Consider the following 15,883-nt stretch of genomic DNA (forward strand, 5'->3'; position numbering starts at 1 on the left):
TTCAAGGAATTCACTATCGTGACCGCTGAGCAAGTGCCTCATACCGAGTCGGCTTCGGTTTTATCCTATATCCGTGCCGGCCTGTTTTATGCTGTGTTTTACCCGGTGATGTTTGTTTATTCACTGTTTTGCGTGTGTGTGGGCTGGGCGCTGCCATTCCGGGCACGTTTCCGGCTGATTACCGTCATTAATTTCTTCTGTATGTTCTGGTTGCGGGTTACCTGTGGCGTTAAAGTTGAAATTGAAGGCCGCGAAAACCTGCCAAAAGACGGTGCCTATGTGGTTGTGGCTAACCACTCCAGTGAGTGGGAAACCTTCTTTTTGCAGACGCTGATCCGCCCGCAGTGCACTGTGCTGAAGCAGGAGCTGTTGCGCATTCCGGGGTTCGGCTGGGCGCTGGGTATGTTAAAGCCAATCGCGCTGGATCGCAGTAAGCGCCGCGGTGCGCTGAAGCAGCTGATTACCCAGGGTAAAGAGCGGCTGCAGGAAGGGATTAATATTGTCATCTTCCCGCAGGGAACCCGCTTGCCGGTTGGTCAGTTAGGGAAATTTAATAAGGGCGGTGCCATGCTGGCAGCAGCGAATAATGTGCCGCTGGTCCCGCTGGTGCATGATGCCGGTTTGTACTGGCCGGGTAAGAGCTTTGTTAAACGGCCGGGAACGGTGAAGGTCATAATCGGTAAGCCGGTTGAGCTGGATGAGCCGACCGTTGATGCGCTGCATGATCCCTCGGTGGAATGGATGGAGGCGCAGCTTAGAGCGCTGAAAGTGGTCGACTGAAGACAAAAATAAACCCCGCTCTGGCGGGGTTTTTTGTGTCTTGCAAACCGTTACAGGTCGTTTATTTCCCGGTTGAACTGATACTTCTTGGAGGTTACGTATCCTTCCATGCCTCTCAGTTTCTTATCCAGTGCCTGTAAACGTTCATGAATGTCCTTCAGGCGGTCGCTGGCGGGCTTTTGGTAATTAAACAGCCCGTTGTCATGATGTGGTTGCCGGCGCGTATGTGAGTGGCTTTCAGGGCGTTTAGCCAGTAAGAAAATGCCTGCAATGTAGGCGATTACAAACAGCTGTGAGACAAAGATAAACAGGCTGATTGCAATCAGTCGGGCTACCCAGACCGGAATCTCAAAGTATTCAGCAAGCCCTGTGCAGACCCCGGCCAGCGGGCCGCGTTTAGGGTTGCGGTACAGGTTACGGTTGTAACCGTTAGCTTTGTTTGCTGTGTTGTCCTGCATAATGATCTCCTGATCAGTGCTTTTCCCGTCGCCAGCCTTGATGCTGGTCGTCGAGGATGCGTTCCAGGCTGTCGATTCGCTGTTCCAGCCCTTCTATTGTATGGGTGAGGCTTTCCATCAGACGCTGGTCGTCATCTGAAAGCCCCCGGTTAGATTTGTGCTTGCTCCAGTAATGCAGTATCAGCCACAGAGGGGCGACGATACTGAGGAAAATGACGGAGGGCACAAAGAAAAACGCCATTGCTGTCATCGTGTATTCGCCTATTCAGCTGTGTTTTTAATTTTGCTCTTGATTGCGTCCAGCTCACGTTCAATGTCATCTGCGGTTGCCAGATCATTAATTTCGTCCGCCAGGCTGGCTTTCTGGGTTTTGCCCAGATCATATGATTCTACCTGGCCTTCAAGGTCGTCGAGGCGGCGCTCATACTGTTCAAACTTCTCAAATGCGCGGTTAAGGGTTTCCCGGTTGGTTTTCTTACGGATTTCCAAACGGGATTTGCCGGTTTGTTCCCGTACCAGCAGTTCTTTCTGCTTGGCTTTGGCGCTGGCCAGTTTTTCCTGAAGCTGGCTGATTTCGTCGTTGAGTACATCCAGCTGTTCGCTCAGGAAGCTGAGTTCATCATTGCCGGCGTCAACCGCTTCTTCTGCCCGGCGTTTTTCAATCAGCGCGCCTTTTGCCAGATCTTCACGGCCTTTGCTGATGGCCAGTTCGGTTTTACTTAACCAGTCGCCGGCTTCTTCACGGAGCATCTGAATGCGGCGTTCCAGTTCTTTTTTATCGGCGATAATCTTCGCGGATGTGCTGCGTACTTCGATCAGGGTGTCTTCCATTTCCTGAATCATCTGACGGATCATTTTTTTAGGATCTTCAGCGCGGTCCAGTAACGATGTCAGGTTGGCGTTTACGATGTCCTGAAAGCGGGAAAAAATGCCCATGGTTATCTCCTTAATTGTGTTGCCTGAAATATAAGTTCTGGTCTGTATATAGCGAGTAGCGTGCCAATTCTTCAGGAATTCTTCTAACTCATTGAAAATAAATAGATATGCGTTGTGTGGTGGTATTTTTTGACTGTTATTTGTTTGTTAAATTGGCTAATATTAAGTCAAATAAACTATATGTTTGGCTATTTTAACTATGGATATTCCTGCGATTATTGGTGAGTCGGCGCTTCTGGATCAGGTGCTGGAGCGGTTAAGTCTGGTGGCACCGTTGCATAAGCCGGTGCTGGTAATCGGCGAGCGGGGGACGGGGAAGGAGTTGATGGCGCAGCGTCTGCATTATTTGTCAGAGCGTTGGGATCAGGCGTTTATAAAGCTGAATTGTGCAGCGCTGAGTGAGTCGTTGCTGGAGTCAGCGCTGTTTGGCCATGAGGCCGGGGCGTTTACCGGTGCCAACAAGCAGGTGAAGGGGTGTTTCGAGCGGGCTGATGAAGGCACGCTGTTTCTGGATGAGTTGGCAACGGCGTCGCTGAGGGTGCAGGAAAAGCTGTTGCGGGCAATTGAGTATGGTGAGATAGAGCGATTAGGTGGGCAGGAAACCTTGCAGGTAAATGTGCGGGTTGTGGCGGCGACCAATGCGGATCTGCCCGCCATGGCTGCTAACGGTGAGTTCAGGGCTGATTTGCTGGACCGGCTGGCGTTTGATGTGTTGCATTTGCCGCCGCTGCGGTTGCGGGAAGGCGACGCCCTGTTGTTAGCAGAAAGCTTTGCAATGGCAATGTGCAGGGAGCTGGACCGACCTGTGTTTGCCGGTTTTTCTGCGGCGGCAAAGCAGCAGTTGCAGGGGTATCAGTGGCCCGGCAATATCCGTGAGCTGAAGAATGCCGTTGAGCGTAGCGTTTACCGGCATCAGGATTATGAGCGGCCTCTGTCAGACATCGTAACGGATCCGTTTGCTTCGCCCTGGGATGAGCCTGGGGATAAGTCAGTGCATGTTCCGTCTGTTAACTCAGTTGCTGAGGCGGGTTCCGGTCAGGGTGAGTATGAAGTGGCTGCGGGGAATATTAAAGAACAGGTGGCTCATTTTGAGCAGCGGCTGATCGGCAGGGCATTACAGTTTAATCACTTTCAGCAAAAACATACGGCTGAGAGTCTGGGGCTTACTTATCATCAGTTACGGGCATATTTGCGTAAGTATCCGCAGCTGTTGTCTCAGGGAAAGGGCTGAAATACTCAGGGCGAAAAAAAACGGAGCATGTGCCCCGTTTTATAGGATTCGGTGTGCTTAGCTGTCCAGCTTCTGGAATACCAGTGTGGAGTTGGTGCCACCGAAACCGAAGCTGTTAGACATGACGCGTTGCAGGTCAACGTTGTCTTTGCGCTCAGTAACAACTGGCAGGCCTTCTGCGGCAGGGTCCAGCTCTTCTACGTTAGCGGATGCGCAGATGAATTTGTTTTCCATCATCAGCAGGCTGTAGATCGCTTCCTGTACACCGGTTGCACCCAGAGAGTGACCTGTCAGTGACTTGGTGGAGCTGACCGGAGGCATGTTGTCGCCGAAGGTTGATTTCATGGCTTTCAGTTCCTGGATGTCGCCAGCAGGAGTAGAGGTGCCGTGAGAGTTGATGTAATCAATGTCGCCTTCAACGGTGCTCATTGCCTGTTCCATGCAGCGCTGTGCGCCTTCGCCGGAAGGGGCAACCATGTCGTAACCGTCGGACGTTGCGCCGTAACCAACCAGTTCGCCGTAGATCTTAGCACCACGGGCCTTGGCGTGTTCGTAGTCTTCCAGTACCAGCATACCGCCACCGCCGGCGATAACGAAGCCGTCACGGTTCGCGTCATATGCGCGGGAAGCTTTTTCCGGCGTGTCGTTGTATTTGCTGGACAGGGCGCCCATTGCATCAAACATGACACTCAGTGACCAGTGAAGTTCTTCACCGCCGCCGGCAAATACAATGTCCTGCTTGCCCAGCTGGATCTGTTCCATCGCGTTGCCGATGCAGTGCGCACTGGTGGCGCAGGCGGATGTGATTGAGTAGTTCACGCCCTTGATTTTGAACGGCGTTGCCAGACATGCAGATACGGTGCTGCCCATGGTGCGGGTTACGCGGTAAGGGCCTACGCGGCGTACGCCCTTGCTGCGCAGAACGTCGGCAGTTTCAACGATATCAGCTGAAGATGCGCCGCCGGAGCCTGCGATCAGGCCGGTACGAACGTTGGATACCTGTTCTTCGGTCAGGCCGGCATCTTTGATGGCCTGGTCCATAGAAAGGTAGGCATATGCAGCAGCATCACCCATGAAGCGAACCAGTTTGCGGTCGATCAGGTCGCTATAATCCAGATCAATGCTACCGGCGACATGGCTGCGGAAGCCCATCTCCTTATATTCTTCCTGGAACTTGATACCTGAACGGCCCTGTTGCAGTGAATCTAAGACGGTTTCTTTATCTGTTCCCAGACAAGAAACGATACCCATTCCGGTAACTACGACGCGTCTCATAGGATGCCTCTCTGTATTACTCGTAAATTGTGTTTAGCCTGCCTTCAGTTAAAAAGCAGGCTGTGAAGAGTTGCTGGTGATCCGCAATCAGAAATTGTCGGTAGACGTGAACAGGCCTACACGCAGGTCGGTGGCGCTGTAGATGTCGCGCCCGTCAACTGAAACGGTTCCGTCAGCAATGCCCATAACCAGTTTACGTTCGATGACGCGTTTCAGGTCGATGGTGTAAGTAACTTTTTTAGCTGTCGGCAGGATCTGGCCGGTGAATTTTACTTCGCCGGATCCCAGTGCGCGACCGCGACCCAGGTTGCCGCGCCAGCCCAGGTAGAAGCCTACCAGCTGCCACATTGCATCCAGGCCTAAGCAGCCTGGCATAACAGGGTCGGTAGGGAAGTGACACTGGAAGAACCACAGGTCCGGGTGGATGTCGAGTTCAGCAATGATCTGGCCTTTGCCGTATTTGCCGCCTTCGGAGCTGATATTGATGATGCGGTCCATCATCAGCATGTTGTCAATCGGGAGTCGGGCATTGCCTGGGCCGAACATCTCACCGTGACCACATGACAGCAGTTCGTCACGGTTAAAAGAAGAAGGTTTAGTCATTTGAACTGTAGATCCGTAAATTGAAGCTAAAATATCGGCTGATTATACCGGCTAAACTCGCCAGTATCACGGGTTGAATTGCTAAAATCCGTATTATTGCTGTTGTGCAGCATAAATGAGAATTATTATTGCAATTAAGTGCTTGCCGGAGGCTGCTGTCAGAAAGATCAGGCCTCCTGTGCAGGGAGGCCTGAAACTGATCAGCTTTTCCGTCTGACGGCAAGGTCTGCCAGTTGAATCATGGTTGCTTTGAAAGATGTGTCGGGCAGGGCATCCAGCGCTGCAATTGCCAGGTCGGCCTGCTGATATGCCTGGCTGCGTGCGTATTCAATGGCACCGGTGGCGTGAACGATGTCCAGTACCGGCTGTAAGTCGTCCAGGCCGCCTTTACGGATGGCTTTGCGGATCAGCTTGCGCTGTTCGTCAGTGCCTTCGCGCATAGCGTGAATCAGTGGCAGTGTGGCTTTGCCTTCGGCCAGGTCGTCGCCGACGTTTTTACCCATTTCTTCAGCGGTGCTCAGATAGTCCATCACATCGTCGATGATCTGGAAGGCGATGCCGATGTGGCGGCCAAACAGTCGCAGCGCTTCCTGTTGTGCTTTGTCTGCTCCGGCTAGAATGGCGCCGGATTCAGTAGCAGCCTCAAACAGCATGGCGGTTTTGCCCAGAATTACCTGCATGTAGGCGTCTTCTGTGGTGTCCGGGTTCTTCGCGTTCAGCAGCTGCAATACTTCGCCTTCTGCGATGATGTTGGTGGCGTCGGAAATAACTTTCATTATTTCCATGCTGTTCAGCTCAACCATGATCTGGAATGCGCGGGAGTACAGGAAGTCACCGACCAGGACACTGGGTGCATTGCCCCACTTGGCGTTGGCTGTTGAGTTGCCGCGACGTAAATCTGAATTATCGACAACGTCGTCGTGCAGCAGGGTGGCGGTATGAATGAATTCAATGACGGCGGCCAGTGAAATGTGCTGCTCGCCTTCATAATTGGCGGCATTGGCTGCCAGTAATACCAGCAGCGGACGAATTCGCTTGCCACCGCTTTCTACAATGTAGTGCCCAATCTTTTCGACTAGCGGAACACCCGAATGCAAGTGGTTGATTATGTAGTCATTTACCGCTTCAAACTGCGGTTCAATAAGAGGGTTTAGCTGATGTGGCTGCATGTCGCATAGTATTATTGATACGGAAGTTAGGCCAGCATGCTAGGGGGGTTGAATAGCAGTGTCAAGAAAAGCCTCTGGGTAAGCAGTAATGGGCTTGTGGTTGTCAGTTGACTTGTATATAATCTCGCGCCCTAACCCATCCAAATTCGCTCCCTATTATATGGCGCTGCCATTAGAAATAGGCTTCTTACAAACAGTAGCAGGGCGGGTTTTAAACCGGAGAAAGAAATGTACGCAGTAATCGTGAGCGGCGGTAAGCAATACCGTGTTCAAGAAGGTCAGACGCTGAAAGTTGAAAAGTTGCACGCTGAAGCAGGTGCAAACGTTGAATTCGATCGCGTTTTACTGGTAGCAGATGGCGACGACGTTAAAATCGGCGCTCCAGTTGTAGCTGGTGCTAAAGTTGTTGGTGAGATCGTTGATCACGGCCGCGCTAAGAAAGTTCATATCATGAAGTTCAAGCGTCGTAAGCATCACATGAAGCAGATGGGTCACCGTCAGCACTTCACCGAAGTTAAAATCACTGGCATCAACGCCTAATAACCTGGATAGGAGACTGACAGATGGCTCATAAGAAGGCAGCAGGTAGTACGCGTAACGGTCGCGATTCCGAGTCGAAACGCTTAGGTGTTAAGCGTTACGGTGGTCAGGTTGTTGCAGCTGGTAACATCCTGGTTCGTCAGCGCGGTACTAAGTTCCACGCTGGTGAAAACGTAGGTATCGGCAAAGACCACACTCTGTTTGCAAAAGCAGACGGTGTTGTGAAATTTGTTGTTAAAGGCCCGCAAAAGCGTAAGTACATCACGATCGAAACCGCTTAATCGAGCTTTAAACGTATTTAAAAAGCTCCGCCGCGGCGGGGCTTTTTTTATGTCTTGTGTGTATGGACAGCGAATTAGCTGCTTAATTGGAAGAGCGGCAGTATATTGTAATGATGATGTCTGGTGGCGTGCTGTTGAAAGGGCTTCTGAGGGAGTGTTTTCAACAGTGAGTTGAGAGACATCCGATCCTGAACGGAGGGATGAATAATGAAGTTTGTAGATGAAGCCAGTATAACCATTGAAGCAGGAAAGGGCGGCAATGGTTGCATGAGTTTCCGCCGTGAAAAATTCGTTGCTAAAGGTGGTCCTGACGGCGGTGATGGCGGTGATGGCGGGTCGGTGTATGCGGAGGCGGATGAGTCACTGAATACGCTGATCGATTACCGTTTTCAGCCCCGTTATAAAGCAGAAAACGGCCAGAACGGTATGAGTCGTAACTGTACCGGTGCGAAAGGCGAAGACCTGATTCTGAAGGTGCCGGTGGGGACCACAATTGTTGATGTGGACACTGATGAGGTGCTGGCGGATCTGACTAAAATTGGTCAGGTTGAGAAGGTTGCTCAGGGTGGTTTTCATGGCTTGGGTAACACCCGTTATAAAAGCAGTGTGAACCGCGCGCCACGTCAGACCACGAATGGTAGCCTGGGTGAAACGCGTAACGTGAAGCTTGAGCTTAAAGTGCTGGCAGATGTTGGTCTGCTGGGATTGCCGAATGCCGGTAAGTCGACTTTTATCCGGTCGGTATCGGCGGCAAAGCCTAAGGTAGCCAATTATCCGTTTACCACGCTGGTACCGAATCTGGGTGTGGTCCGTACTGAAAAGCATCGCAGCTTTGTGATTGCAGATATCCCGGGGATTATCGAAGGTGCGGCTGAAGGGGCGGGTCTTGGTATTCGTTTCCTGAAGCACCTGGCCCGTAACCGTATTCTTTTACAGTTGGTTGATATGGCGCCCTGGGATGAGCTGACGCCGCCTGAAGCGGCGCAGGTGATTGCGCATGAGTTGGAGAAGTTCAGCCCGACTCTGGCGGATCAGGAGCGCTGGTTGGTGTTGAATAAGCTGGATATGGTGCCGGAAGATGAGCGTGAAGAGCGCTGTCAGGCGGTAGTTGATGCGCTGGGCTGGGAAGGTCCGGTGTATCGGATTTCTGCACTGAATAAAGACGGTACTCAGGCGCTGGTGCAGGATATTCAGCGTTATCTGGATGCCCGTGCTGAAGCACTGCTTGAAAATCCGGAGCTGGCTGAAGAAGAGGCGGACGTTCGCCGGATGATTGATAGGGAAGGTCGTGAGCGCATTGAGCAGATGCGTGAAGAAGCGCGTGCCAGACGCCGTAATGATGACGGTCTGGATGACGATGACTTTGATGACGACGATTACGATGTTGAAGTGGAATACGTGCGGGAGTAAATGGTGAGCGAGGCGCGCAGTAAGCTTGGTAAAACACGTCGCTGGGTAGTGAAGATAGGCAGTGCGCTGCTGACCAATGACGGTGAAGGGCTGGATCAGGCAGCGATTTCACGCTGGGTTGACCAGTTAGCGCAGTTGAAGCGCGATGGCGTGGAAATTGTGCTGGTATCATCCGGTTCCATTGCTGAAGGTATGACCCGGCTGGGCTGGCCTGACCGTCCCCATGAGGTCTATAAGCTCCAGGCGGCAGCCGCTGTGGGGCAGATGGGCTTAGTGCAGGCGTATGAGTCGAATTTTCAACGCCATGATACGCATGCGGCGCAGGTATTGCTGACCCATGAGGATCACTCTAACCGTAAGCGTTACCTGAATGCTCAGGCAACCCTGCGGACCCTGATTTCAATGGGGGTTGTGCCGGTAGTGAATGAGAACGATACCGTGGTTACCAAAGAAATCCGTTTCGGTGATAACGATACGCTGGGGGCGCTGGTTGCCAATCTGGTTGAGGCGGATGCGCTGATTCTGCTGACGGATCAGAAGGGGTTGTTTACTGCAGACCCCCGTCATGATCCGGATGCTACGCTGATTTCTGAGGCCCGTTCCGGTGATCAGTCTCTCGAGGCGATGGCCGGTGATGGCGGAAAGCTTGGGCGTGGCGGAATGGCTACCAAGGTGCGTGCGGCCAAGCTGGCGGCCCGCTCCGGAGCGTTAACGGTTATTGCCAGCGGTCGTGAAGATGAAGTGCTGTTACGGCTGAAAGCGGCTGAGGATCTGGGAACCTTGCTGGTGCCGGAACAAACGCCGATGGCGGCCCGTAAACAGTGGATTGCCGGGCATTTGCAAGCGCGGGGTATTCTGACGCTGGATGCGGGTGCTGTGAAGGCGCTGGTATCAGGTGGTAAGAGTTTGCTGCCGGCCGGCGTGAAAGCGGTAGAGGGTGAGTTCTCCCGTGGTGAGATGGTTGTTCTGGTGGATGAGTCGGGTATGGTGATGGCGCGCGGTCTGGTGAACTACGGCATTGAAGATGCGGTAAGAATTATCGGTAAGCCGAGCGGTGATATTGTGGAAGTGCTTGGGTTTATGGGTGAGGAAGAGTTGGTTCACCGGGATAATCTGGTGCTGGCCTGATATTTTGTAATTCTCTGCTGTAAATGGCAGGCATAAAAAAACCGGCAAAAGCCGGTTTTTTTGAATGCGTCAAAAGCGCTTATGCAGCCAGCTGCTTAATGCGGGCGTTCAGACGGCTCTTGTTACGTGCAACCTGGTTCTTGTTGAACAGGCCTTTGTTTACTGCGCTGTCCATGATTGGCTGAGCAGTAACGAAAGCAGCAGTTGCAGCAGCGTGGTCGCCAGACTCGATAGCTGCAGTTACTTTCTTAACGTAGGTGCGAACCATGGAACGCAGGCTAGCGTTATGTTGACGGCGCTTCTCAGCTTGACGAGCGCGTTTGCGGGATCCTGCGGAATTTGCCACGATCCGACTCCTTTAATATATAAATTCAAATTACCCGGCAAATAACCCTGCTAAAAGGGGAGGTGCCGGCATCGTTTTTTGAGACGCGAAATTATTCCTGTTTGTAGGTCGTCTGTCAATAAATGCAGCAATTTAATTATTGAGGCGTTATCATCGGACGGAAAATTTTTGACGCAACAGGGCGAAAACTTGAGTAACAGCAAGGGCAGGCAGGGTTCAGCCGCACAGAAAAACACTTCTCCGGGTCTGTTGCGATCCAGTGCGGTGGTGGGCCTGATGACGATGTTATCGCGGGTGCTGGGGCTGGCGCGTGATGTCGTGGTGGCAAATTTTTTTGGCGCGGGCAGCGGTGCTGATGCATTTTTTGTGGCGTTCAAAATTCCCAATTTCCTGCGCCGGCTGTTTGCTGAAGGGGCGTTCTCCCAGGCATTTGTACCTGTGCTGTCGGAATACCGTTCTCAGCAGGATAAAGCGGCGGTTAAGGCTCTGGTTGACCGGGTAACCGGTACGCTGGGGTTGGTGTTAATGCTGGTCACGGCGCTGGGGGTGTTAGGGGCGCCATTTCTGGCGATGGTGTTTGCGCCAGGTTTTTATCTGCAGGGCGGGGAGCGTTACGATCTGGTGGTCGATATGTTGCGCCTGACGTTTCCGTATCTGCTGCTGATTTCACTGACGGCGCTGGCGGGCAGTGTGCTGAACAGTTATGAGCGTTTTGCTGTTCCGGCGTTTACACCGGTATTACTGAACTTATCCCTGATCGGCGCGGCCATTTGGCTGCAGCCGGTATTTGATCAGCCGGTCATGGCGCTGGCGCTTGGGGTGCTGATTGCCGGTTGTGTGCAGTTGCTGTTCCAGATGCCGTTTCTGTGGCGCCTTCAGTTGTTGCCCCGTCCGCGGGTGGACCGGCAGCACGAAGGTGTAAAGCGGATTATGGTGCTGATGATTCCGGCGTTGTTTGGTGTGTCGGTCAGCCAGATAAACCTGTTGTTGGATACATTGCTGGCGTCGTTCCTGCAAACCGGCAGTGTGTCCTGGCTGTATTATTCTGACCGGCTCGCAGAATTGCCGCTGGGGGTGTTTGGTATCGCCATTGCGACGGTGATTTTGCCGAGTCTGTCCCGCAAGCATGCTGAAAAATCCACTGAGCATTTTGCCCGAACCCTGGACTGGGCGGTACGGATGGTACTGCTGATTGGTGTGCCGGCGGCACTGGCGTTGCTGATACTGGCTGAGCCGCTGATCGCGACGTTGTTCCATTACGGTGAAATGCAGGACCGGGATGTCATGATGGCGGCGATGAGTCTGCGGGCTTATGCCTGTGGTCTGATCGCATTCATGCTGATCAAAGTATTAGCGCCGGGGTATTTTTCCCGTCAGGACACAAAAACACCGGTGCGGATCGGGATTATCGCGATGGTTGTGAATATGGCGCTGAATCTGGCGCTTATCGGCCCGCTCGATCACGTCGGGTTGGCGCTGGCGACAACACTGTCGGCTTTTCTGAACGCCGGTTTGCTGCTCAGAGGGCTGCGCCGTGATGGTGTGTTTGTCTGGCAGGCGGGCTGGGGGCTGATGGCGGTGCGGATTCTGCTGGCCAATGGTCTGATGGTCGGGCTGTTGTACTGGCTGGCTGCCGATGCGTTCCTGTGGCTTGACTTCACCCTGTGGCAGCGGGTCGGACAGATGGCTATGCTGGTTGGGCTGGGGGGGCTGGTTTATCTGGTAGCCCTGTTGGCGACCGGTTTGCGGATGCGCCATTTACGGCCCTGAAAATGCCGAAAAAATAGTCAGGTATCGGAGTACTCCGGGGCCGCTATCTGAGGTATAATTCCGCGCTGATTTTTTTGCTACTGATGAGTTGATCGCTGTTTATGGAACTGATTCGAGGCCTGCACAATCTCCGTGATACGCACCGTGACTGCGTCGCGACGATTGGTAATTTTGACGGTGTTCATCTGGGACACCGTCAGGTGTTGGGTCAGTTGCAGCGTAAAGCGGCTGAATTGCAGCTACCGTCGGTGGTTATAATTTTTGAGCCCCAGCCGCAGGAGTTTTTCTGTGGTGATAAGGCGCTGCCCCGGGTAACACGCTTTGGCGAGAAAGTGCGCCTGCTGGAACAGCAGGGCGTCGACCGGGTTGTGTGCCTGACGTTTAATGAACGCCTGCGTGCAATGACTGCAGAGGCTTTCGTGCAGCAGTTGCTATTGAACGGCCTGGCGATCAAGCATCTGGTGGTGGGCGATGACTTCCGGTTTGGCTGCGACCGTGCCGGGGATTATCAGATGCTCTGCCAGAGTGGCGTGACGCACGGCTTTAGCGTTGAAAACACGGCGACCTTTGACGTAGATGGTGAGCGGGTGAGCAGCACCCGTATTCGCAAAGCGCTGGCAGACAACCAGTTGGCCCTTAGCAGCCGTTTACTGGGACGTAATTACCGGGTTACCGGGCGGGTGATGCATGGTCAGGCGCTGGGGCGTCAGTTGGGTGTGCCAACCGCCAATGTGCGGATGCACCGGTTTCCCTGCCCTCTGCGAGGGGTGTATGCCATCAATGCGCATCTCAGTGATGGCAAGACGCTGCAAGGCGTGTGCAACGTCGGCATGCGGCCGACGGTGAACGGTACTAAGCCGGTACTGGAAGCGCACCTGTTTGATTTTTCCGGTGACCTGTATGGCCGCCTGCTGAGCGTAGAATTTAAACATTTCATCCGGGGCGAACAAAAGTTCGATGGTCTGGATGCACTGAAAGCACAGATTTTTGCAGATATTGATGCTGCCAGGGCATTTTTTGCCGGCAGCCAATAAAACCGAATTAACAGATATCTTATTCAGACTGTAAAGGTCTGACGAGAATAAACAGAGATCCAGAAGCGATACCACGATGACCGATTACAAAGCGACTTTGAACTTGCCGGAAACGGCCTTTCCGATGCGTGGCAATCTGGCTCAGAAAGAGCCGCAGATGCTAAAACAATGGCAGAAAATGGATCTGTATCAGAAGATTCGTCAGGTCAGCGCAGGTCGTGAAAAATTTATTTTGCATGATGGCCCGCCGTACGCGAACGGTGACATCCACATTGGTCATGCAGTTAACAAGATTCTGAAAGACATCATTGTTAAGTCCCGTACGTTGGACGGTTTTGACGTGCCGTATGTGCCGGGCTGGGACTGCCACGGTCTGCCGATTGAACACAACGTTGAGAAGAAACACGGCAAAGCCGGTGTGAAGCTGTCTTTTTCAGATTTCCGTAAGAAGTGCCGTGAGTACGCTGCCCGTCAGGTAGACGGCCAGAAGAAAGATTTTATCCGTCTGGGTGTTTTGGGTGACTGGGAAAATCCGTACCTGACGATGAACTTCGGCACCGAAGCGAACATCATCCGTGCGCTGGGTAAAATTGCTGAAAACGGCCACTTGGTAAAAGGTTATAAACCGGTTTACTGGAGTGTGGTGGGCGGTTCTGCGCTGGCCGAAGCGGAAGTGGAATATCAGGATAAAACCTCGCTGGCCATTGATGTGCGTTTTGCACCACTGGATGCTGATGCATTCCTTGGCTGTTTTGGTCAGCCAGCAGGTGAAGGTGAAGCTTCAGTTGTTATCTGGACAACAACGCCGTGGACCCTGCCGGCTAACCAGGCAGTTTCTCTGAACGCTGAGCTGGATTATGTGCTGGTACAGTGTGATGCCGGTGCCGGTACTGAGCGTCTGTTGCTGGCAGAAGCGCTGGTTGAAGACACCATGGGTCGCTATGGCATTGAAGATTATCAGGTGGTTGGCCGCTGTAAAGGTCAGGCGCTGGAAGGTCAGATGCTGGCACATCCGTTCTATGAACGTCAGGTACCTGTGATCCTGGGTGATCACGTTACCACCGATGCCGGTACCGGTGCAGTACACACTGCACCGGATCACGGTGTGGAAGACTTTAACGTAGGCCGTGCCTACGATATCGGTACCCTGAATCTTGTTGCCGGTAACGGTGTATTTGTAGAGGCCGCAGGCGAGTTTGCCGGTGAGCACGTGTACAAAGTAGAAGATAAGATCGTTGCGGCGCTGGAAGCGAATAACCGTCTGGTTATCCAGAAGAAGTTTAATCACAGTTATCCACATTGCTGGCGGACTAAGACGCCGCTGATTTACCGTGCTACGCCACAGTGGTTCATCAGCATGGACAAGGAAGGTCTGAAGACCAAAGCACTGGATGCTATCAAACAGGTTGAATGGTTCCCGGGCTGGGGCCAGAACCGCATTGAGGCGATGGTTGAGCAAAGCCCTGACTGGTGTGTTTCCCGTCAGCGTACCTGGGGTGTGCCAATTGCCCTGTTTGTAAATAAGAATACCGGTGAACTGCATCCGGAAACGCCGCGACTGATTGAAGCGGTGGCGCTGGAAGTTGAAAAGACCGGCATCGATGCCTGGTTTGATCTGGAAGCTGAATCCCTGCTGGGTGCTGAAGCGGATCAGTATGAAAAAGTACTGGATACCCTGGATGTATGGTTTGATTCCGGTGTGACGCACTACTCTGTGCTGGACCGTACAGAAGGGCTGGAATACCCGGCTAACATGTATCTGGAAGGTTCTGATCAGCACCGTGGCTGGTTCCAGTCTTCCCTGAAAACGGCGATTGCGATTAAAGGTACCGCGCCTTATAAGCAGGTACTGACGCACGGTTTCACTGTGGATGGTGACGGCCGTAAGATGTCCAAGTCTGTGGGTAACGTTGTTTCGCCACAGGAAGTAATGAATAAGTACGGTGCGGATATTCTGCGTCTGTGGGTTGCGTCTACTGACTTCAGCTCTGAGATGACTGTGTCGGATGAGATTCTGAAGCGTACGGCGGATGCCTATCGCCGGATCCGTAATACCGCCCGCTTCCTGCTGTCCAACCTGAGCGGTTTTGATCCGAAAACGGATCTGGTAGCACCGGAAGACATGGTGGCGCTGGATCGCTGGGCGGTGGACCGCACCGCACAGCTGCAGGAAGAGCTGGTTGGTCATTATGATCAGTACCAGATGCTGCAGGTGTATCAGAAAGTATCGCACTTCTGTTCACTGGATCTGGGTGGCTTCTATCTGGATATCATTAAGGACCGCCAGTACACCGCGAAGACAGATTCTGTTGCCCGTCGTTCCTGCCAGACTGCACTGTTCCACATCATGGAAGCGCTGGTACGCTGGGTTGCGCCGATTCTGAGCTTTACGGCTGATGAGATCTGGCAGCAGATGCCAGGTGAGCGGGCTGAGTCGGTTCAGCTGACGACCTGGTATGAAGGTTTGTCTGATCTGAATGCTGATGCTGAACTGGGCCGTGATTTCTGGCAACAGGTTCTGGCGGTGAAAACTGCGGTGAATAAAGAACTGGAAAACCAGCGTAGCGCCGGTAACGTCGGTGGCAGTCTGGAAGCAGAGGTTACCCTGTTCTGTGCCCCTGAGCTGCAGGCTCAGCTGAATAAGCTGGAAGATGAACTGCGCTTTGTACTGATTACATCTCAGGCAGCCGTGCGTCCGCTGGCTGAAGCCGGTGATGCCGTCGCGACTGAGCTGGAAGGTCTGAGTGTTCAGGTCGTGAAGTCTGAGCAGGCTAAGTGTGACCGTTGCTGGCACCACCGTGAAGACGTGGGACAGAACGCAGAGCATGAAGCACTGTGTGGCCGCTGTGTTGAGAATGTCGGCGGCGCTGGCGAACAGCGCAGCTTTGCTTAATTCGGGCACAGATAACAGGATCACAGGAT

General features: G+C 53.1%; 16 protein-coding genes. 9 read left to right on the forward strand and 7 right to left on the reverse strand.

Features of this window, described 5'->3' with window-relative positions:
• Positions 1–18 precede the first annotated feature (18 nt).
• A complete protein-coding gene (locus PCI15_RS02555) occupies positions 19–780 on the forward strand; it encodes a lysophospholipid acyltransferase family protein (RefSeq protein ID WP_271272807.1) in 762 nt (253 codons plus the stop codon).
• Positions 781–830: 50 nt separating this feature from the next.
• On the opposite strand, the gene pspC is transcribed toward PCI15_RS02555, so the two are convergent.
• Genes pspC through pspA form a run of 3 tightly spaced genes read right to left on the reverse strand, consistent with a single transcriptional unit; the run spans position 831 to position 2,174 of the window.
• Positions 831–1,238, reverse strand: a complete 408-nt coding sequence (pspC, locus tag PCI15_RS02560) for an envelope stress response membrane protein PspC (RefSeq protein ID WP_271272808.1) — start codon at positions 1,236–1,238, stop codon at positions 831–833.
• 13 nt (positions 1,239–1,251) lie between these two features.
• Positions 1,252–1,488: an envelope stress response membrane protein PspB gene (gene pspB / locus PCI15_RS02565; protein WP_271272809.1), complete on the reverse strand. Its 237-nt coding sequence runs from the start codon at positions 1,486–1,488 to the stop codon at positions 1,252–1,254.
• An 11-nt stretch (positions 1,489–1,499) separates the two neighbouring features.
• Positions 1,500–2,174: a phage shock protein PspA gene (gene pspA, locus PCI15_RS02570; RefSeq protein ID WP_271272810.1), complete on the reverse strand. Its 675-nt coding sequence runs from the start codon at positions 2,172–2,174 to the stop codon at positions 1,500–1,502.
• Between the two features lie 184 nt (positions 2,175–2,358).
• Between pspA and pspF the strand changes: the two genes are divergently transcribed.
• Entirely contained in the window at positions 2,359–3,405 is a 1,047-nt protein-coding gene (gene pspF, locus PCI15_RS02575) for a phage shock protein operon transcriptional activator (RefSeq protein ID WP_376787829.1), read from the forward strand.
• Positions 3,406–3,462: 57 nt separating this feature from the next.
• On the opposite strand, the gene fabB is transcribed toward pspF, so the two are convergent.
• From fabB to ispB, 3 genes are all read right to left on the reverse strand, one after another.
• Entirely contained in the window at positions 3,463–4,680 is a 1,218-nt protein-coding gene (gene fabB / locus PCI15_RS02580) for a beta-ketoacyl-ACP synthase I (protein ID WP_271272811.1), read from the reverse strand.
• Between the two features lie 87 nt (positions 4,681–4,767).
• Positions 4,768–5,283: a 3-hydroxyacyl-[acyl-carrier-protein] dehydratase FabA gene (gene fabA / locus PCI15_RS02585; protein ID WP_205657674.1), complete on the reverse strand. Its 516-nt coding sequence runs from the start codon at positions 5,281–5,283 to the stop codon at positions 4,768–4,770.
• Positions 5,284–5,483: 200 nt separating this feature from the next.
• Entirely contained in the window at positions 5,484–6,452 is a 969-nt protein-coding gene (ispB, locus tag PCI15_RS02590; protein WP_271272812.1) for an octaprenyl diphosphate synthase, read from the reverse strand.
• 228 nt (positions 6,453–6,680) lie between these two features.
• Here ispB and rplU point away from each other — a divergent pair, with 228 nt between their 5' ends.
• The 4 genes from rplU (at position 6,681) to proB (ending at position 9,811) form a co-directional block, all read left to right on the forward strand.
• A complete protein-coding gene (rplU, locus tag PCI15_RS02595) occupies positions 6,681–6,992 on the forward strand; it encodes a 50S ribosomal protein L21 (protein WP_205657676.1) in 312 nt (103 codons plus the stop codon).
• Positions 6,993–7,015: 23 nt separating this feature from the next.
• Entirely contained in the window at positions 7,016–7,273 is a 258-nt protein-coding gene (gene rpmA / locus PCI15_RS02600; RefSeq protein WP_205657677.1) for a 50S ribosomal protein L27, read from the forward strand.
• A 207-nt stretch (positions 7,274–7,480) separates the two neighbouring features.
• Positions 7,481–8,683: an Obg family GTPase CgtA gene (cgtA, locus tag PCI15_RS02605; protein WP_271272813.1), complete on the forward strand. Its 1,203-nt coding sequence runs from the start codon at positions 7,481–7,483 to the stop codon at positions 8,681–8,683.
• Positions 8,684–9,811 (forward strand): glutamate 5-kinase, encoded by a 1,128-nt coding sequence (proB, locus tag PCI15_RS02610; protein WP_271272814.1) that lies wholly within the window; start codon positions 8,684–8,686, stop codon positions 9,809–9,811.
• Positions 9,812–9,890: 79 nt separating this feature from the next.
• On the opposite strand, the gene rpsT is transcribed toward proB, so the two are convergent.
• Positions 9,891–10,157 carry a 30S ribosomal protein S20 gene (gene rpsT / locus PCI15_RS02615; protein ID WP_271272815.1) on the reverse strand — a complete coding sequence of 89 codons (267 nt, stop codon included), beginning with the start codon at positions 10,155–10,157 and terminating at the stop codon, positions 9,891–9,893.
• 276 nt (positions 10,158–10,433) lie between these two features.
• On the opposite strand from rpsT, the gene murJ reads away from it, so the two are divergent.
• The 3 genes from murJ (at position 10,434) to ileS (ending at position 15,854) form a co-directional block, all read left to right on the forward strand.
• A complete protein-coding gene (murJ, locus tag PCI15_RS02620) occupies positions 10,434–11,927 on the forward strand; it encodes a murein biosynthesis integral membrane protein MurJ (protein ID WP_376787838.1) in 1,494 nt (497 codons plus the stop codon).
• Positions 11,928–12,028: 101 nt separating this feature from the next.
• Positions 12,029–12,961: a bifunctional riboflavin kinase/FAD synthetase gene (ribF, locus tag PCI15_RS02625; RefSeq protein ID WP_271272817.1), complete on the forward strand. Its 933-nt coding sequence runs from the start codon at positions 12,029–12,031 to the stop codon at positions 12,959–12,961.
• 76 nt (positions 12,962–13,037) lie between these two features.
• Positions 13,038–15,854 (forward strand): isoleucine--tRNA ligase, encoded by a 2,817-nt coding sequence (gene ileS, locus PCI15_RS02630; RefSeq protein ID WP_271272818.1) that lies wholly within the window; start codon positions 13,038–13,040, stop codon positions 15,852–15,854.
• The last annotated feature ends 29 nt before the right edge of the window (positions 15,855–15,883 follow it).

Origin of the sequence: Aliamphritea hakodatensis (assembly GCF_024347195.1) — a bacterium.
GTDB lineage: Bacteria > Pseudomonadota > Gammaproteobacteria > Pseudomonadales > Balneatricaceae > Amphritea > Amphritea hakodatensis.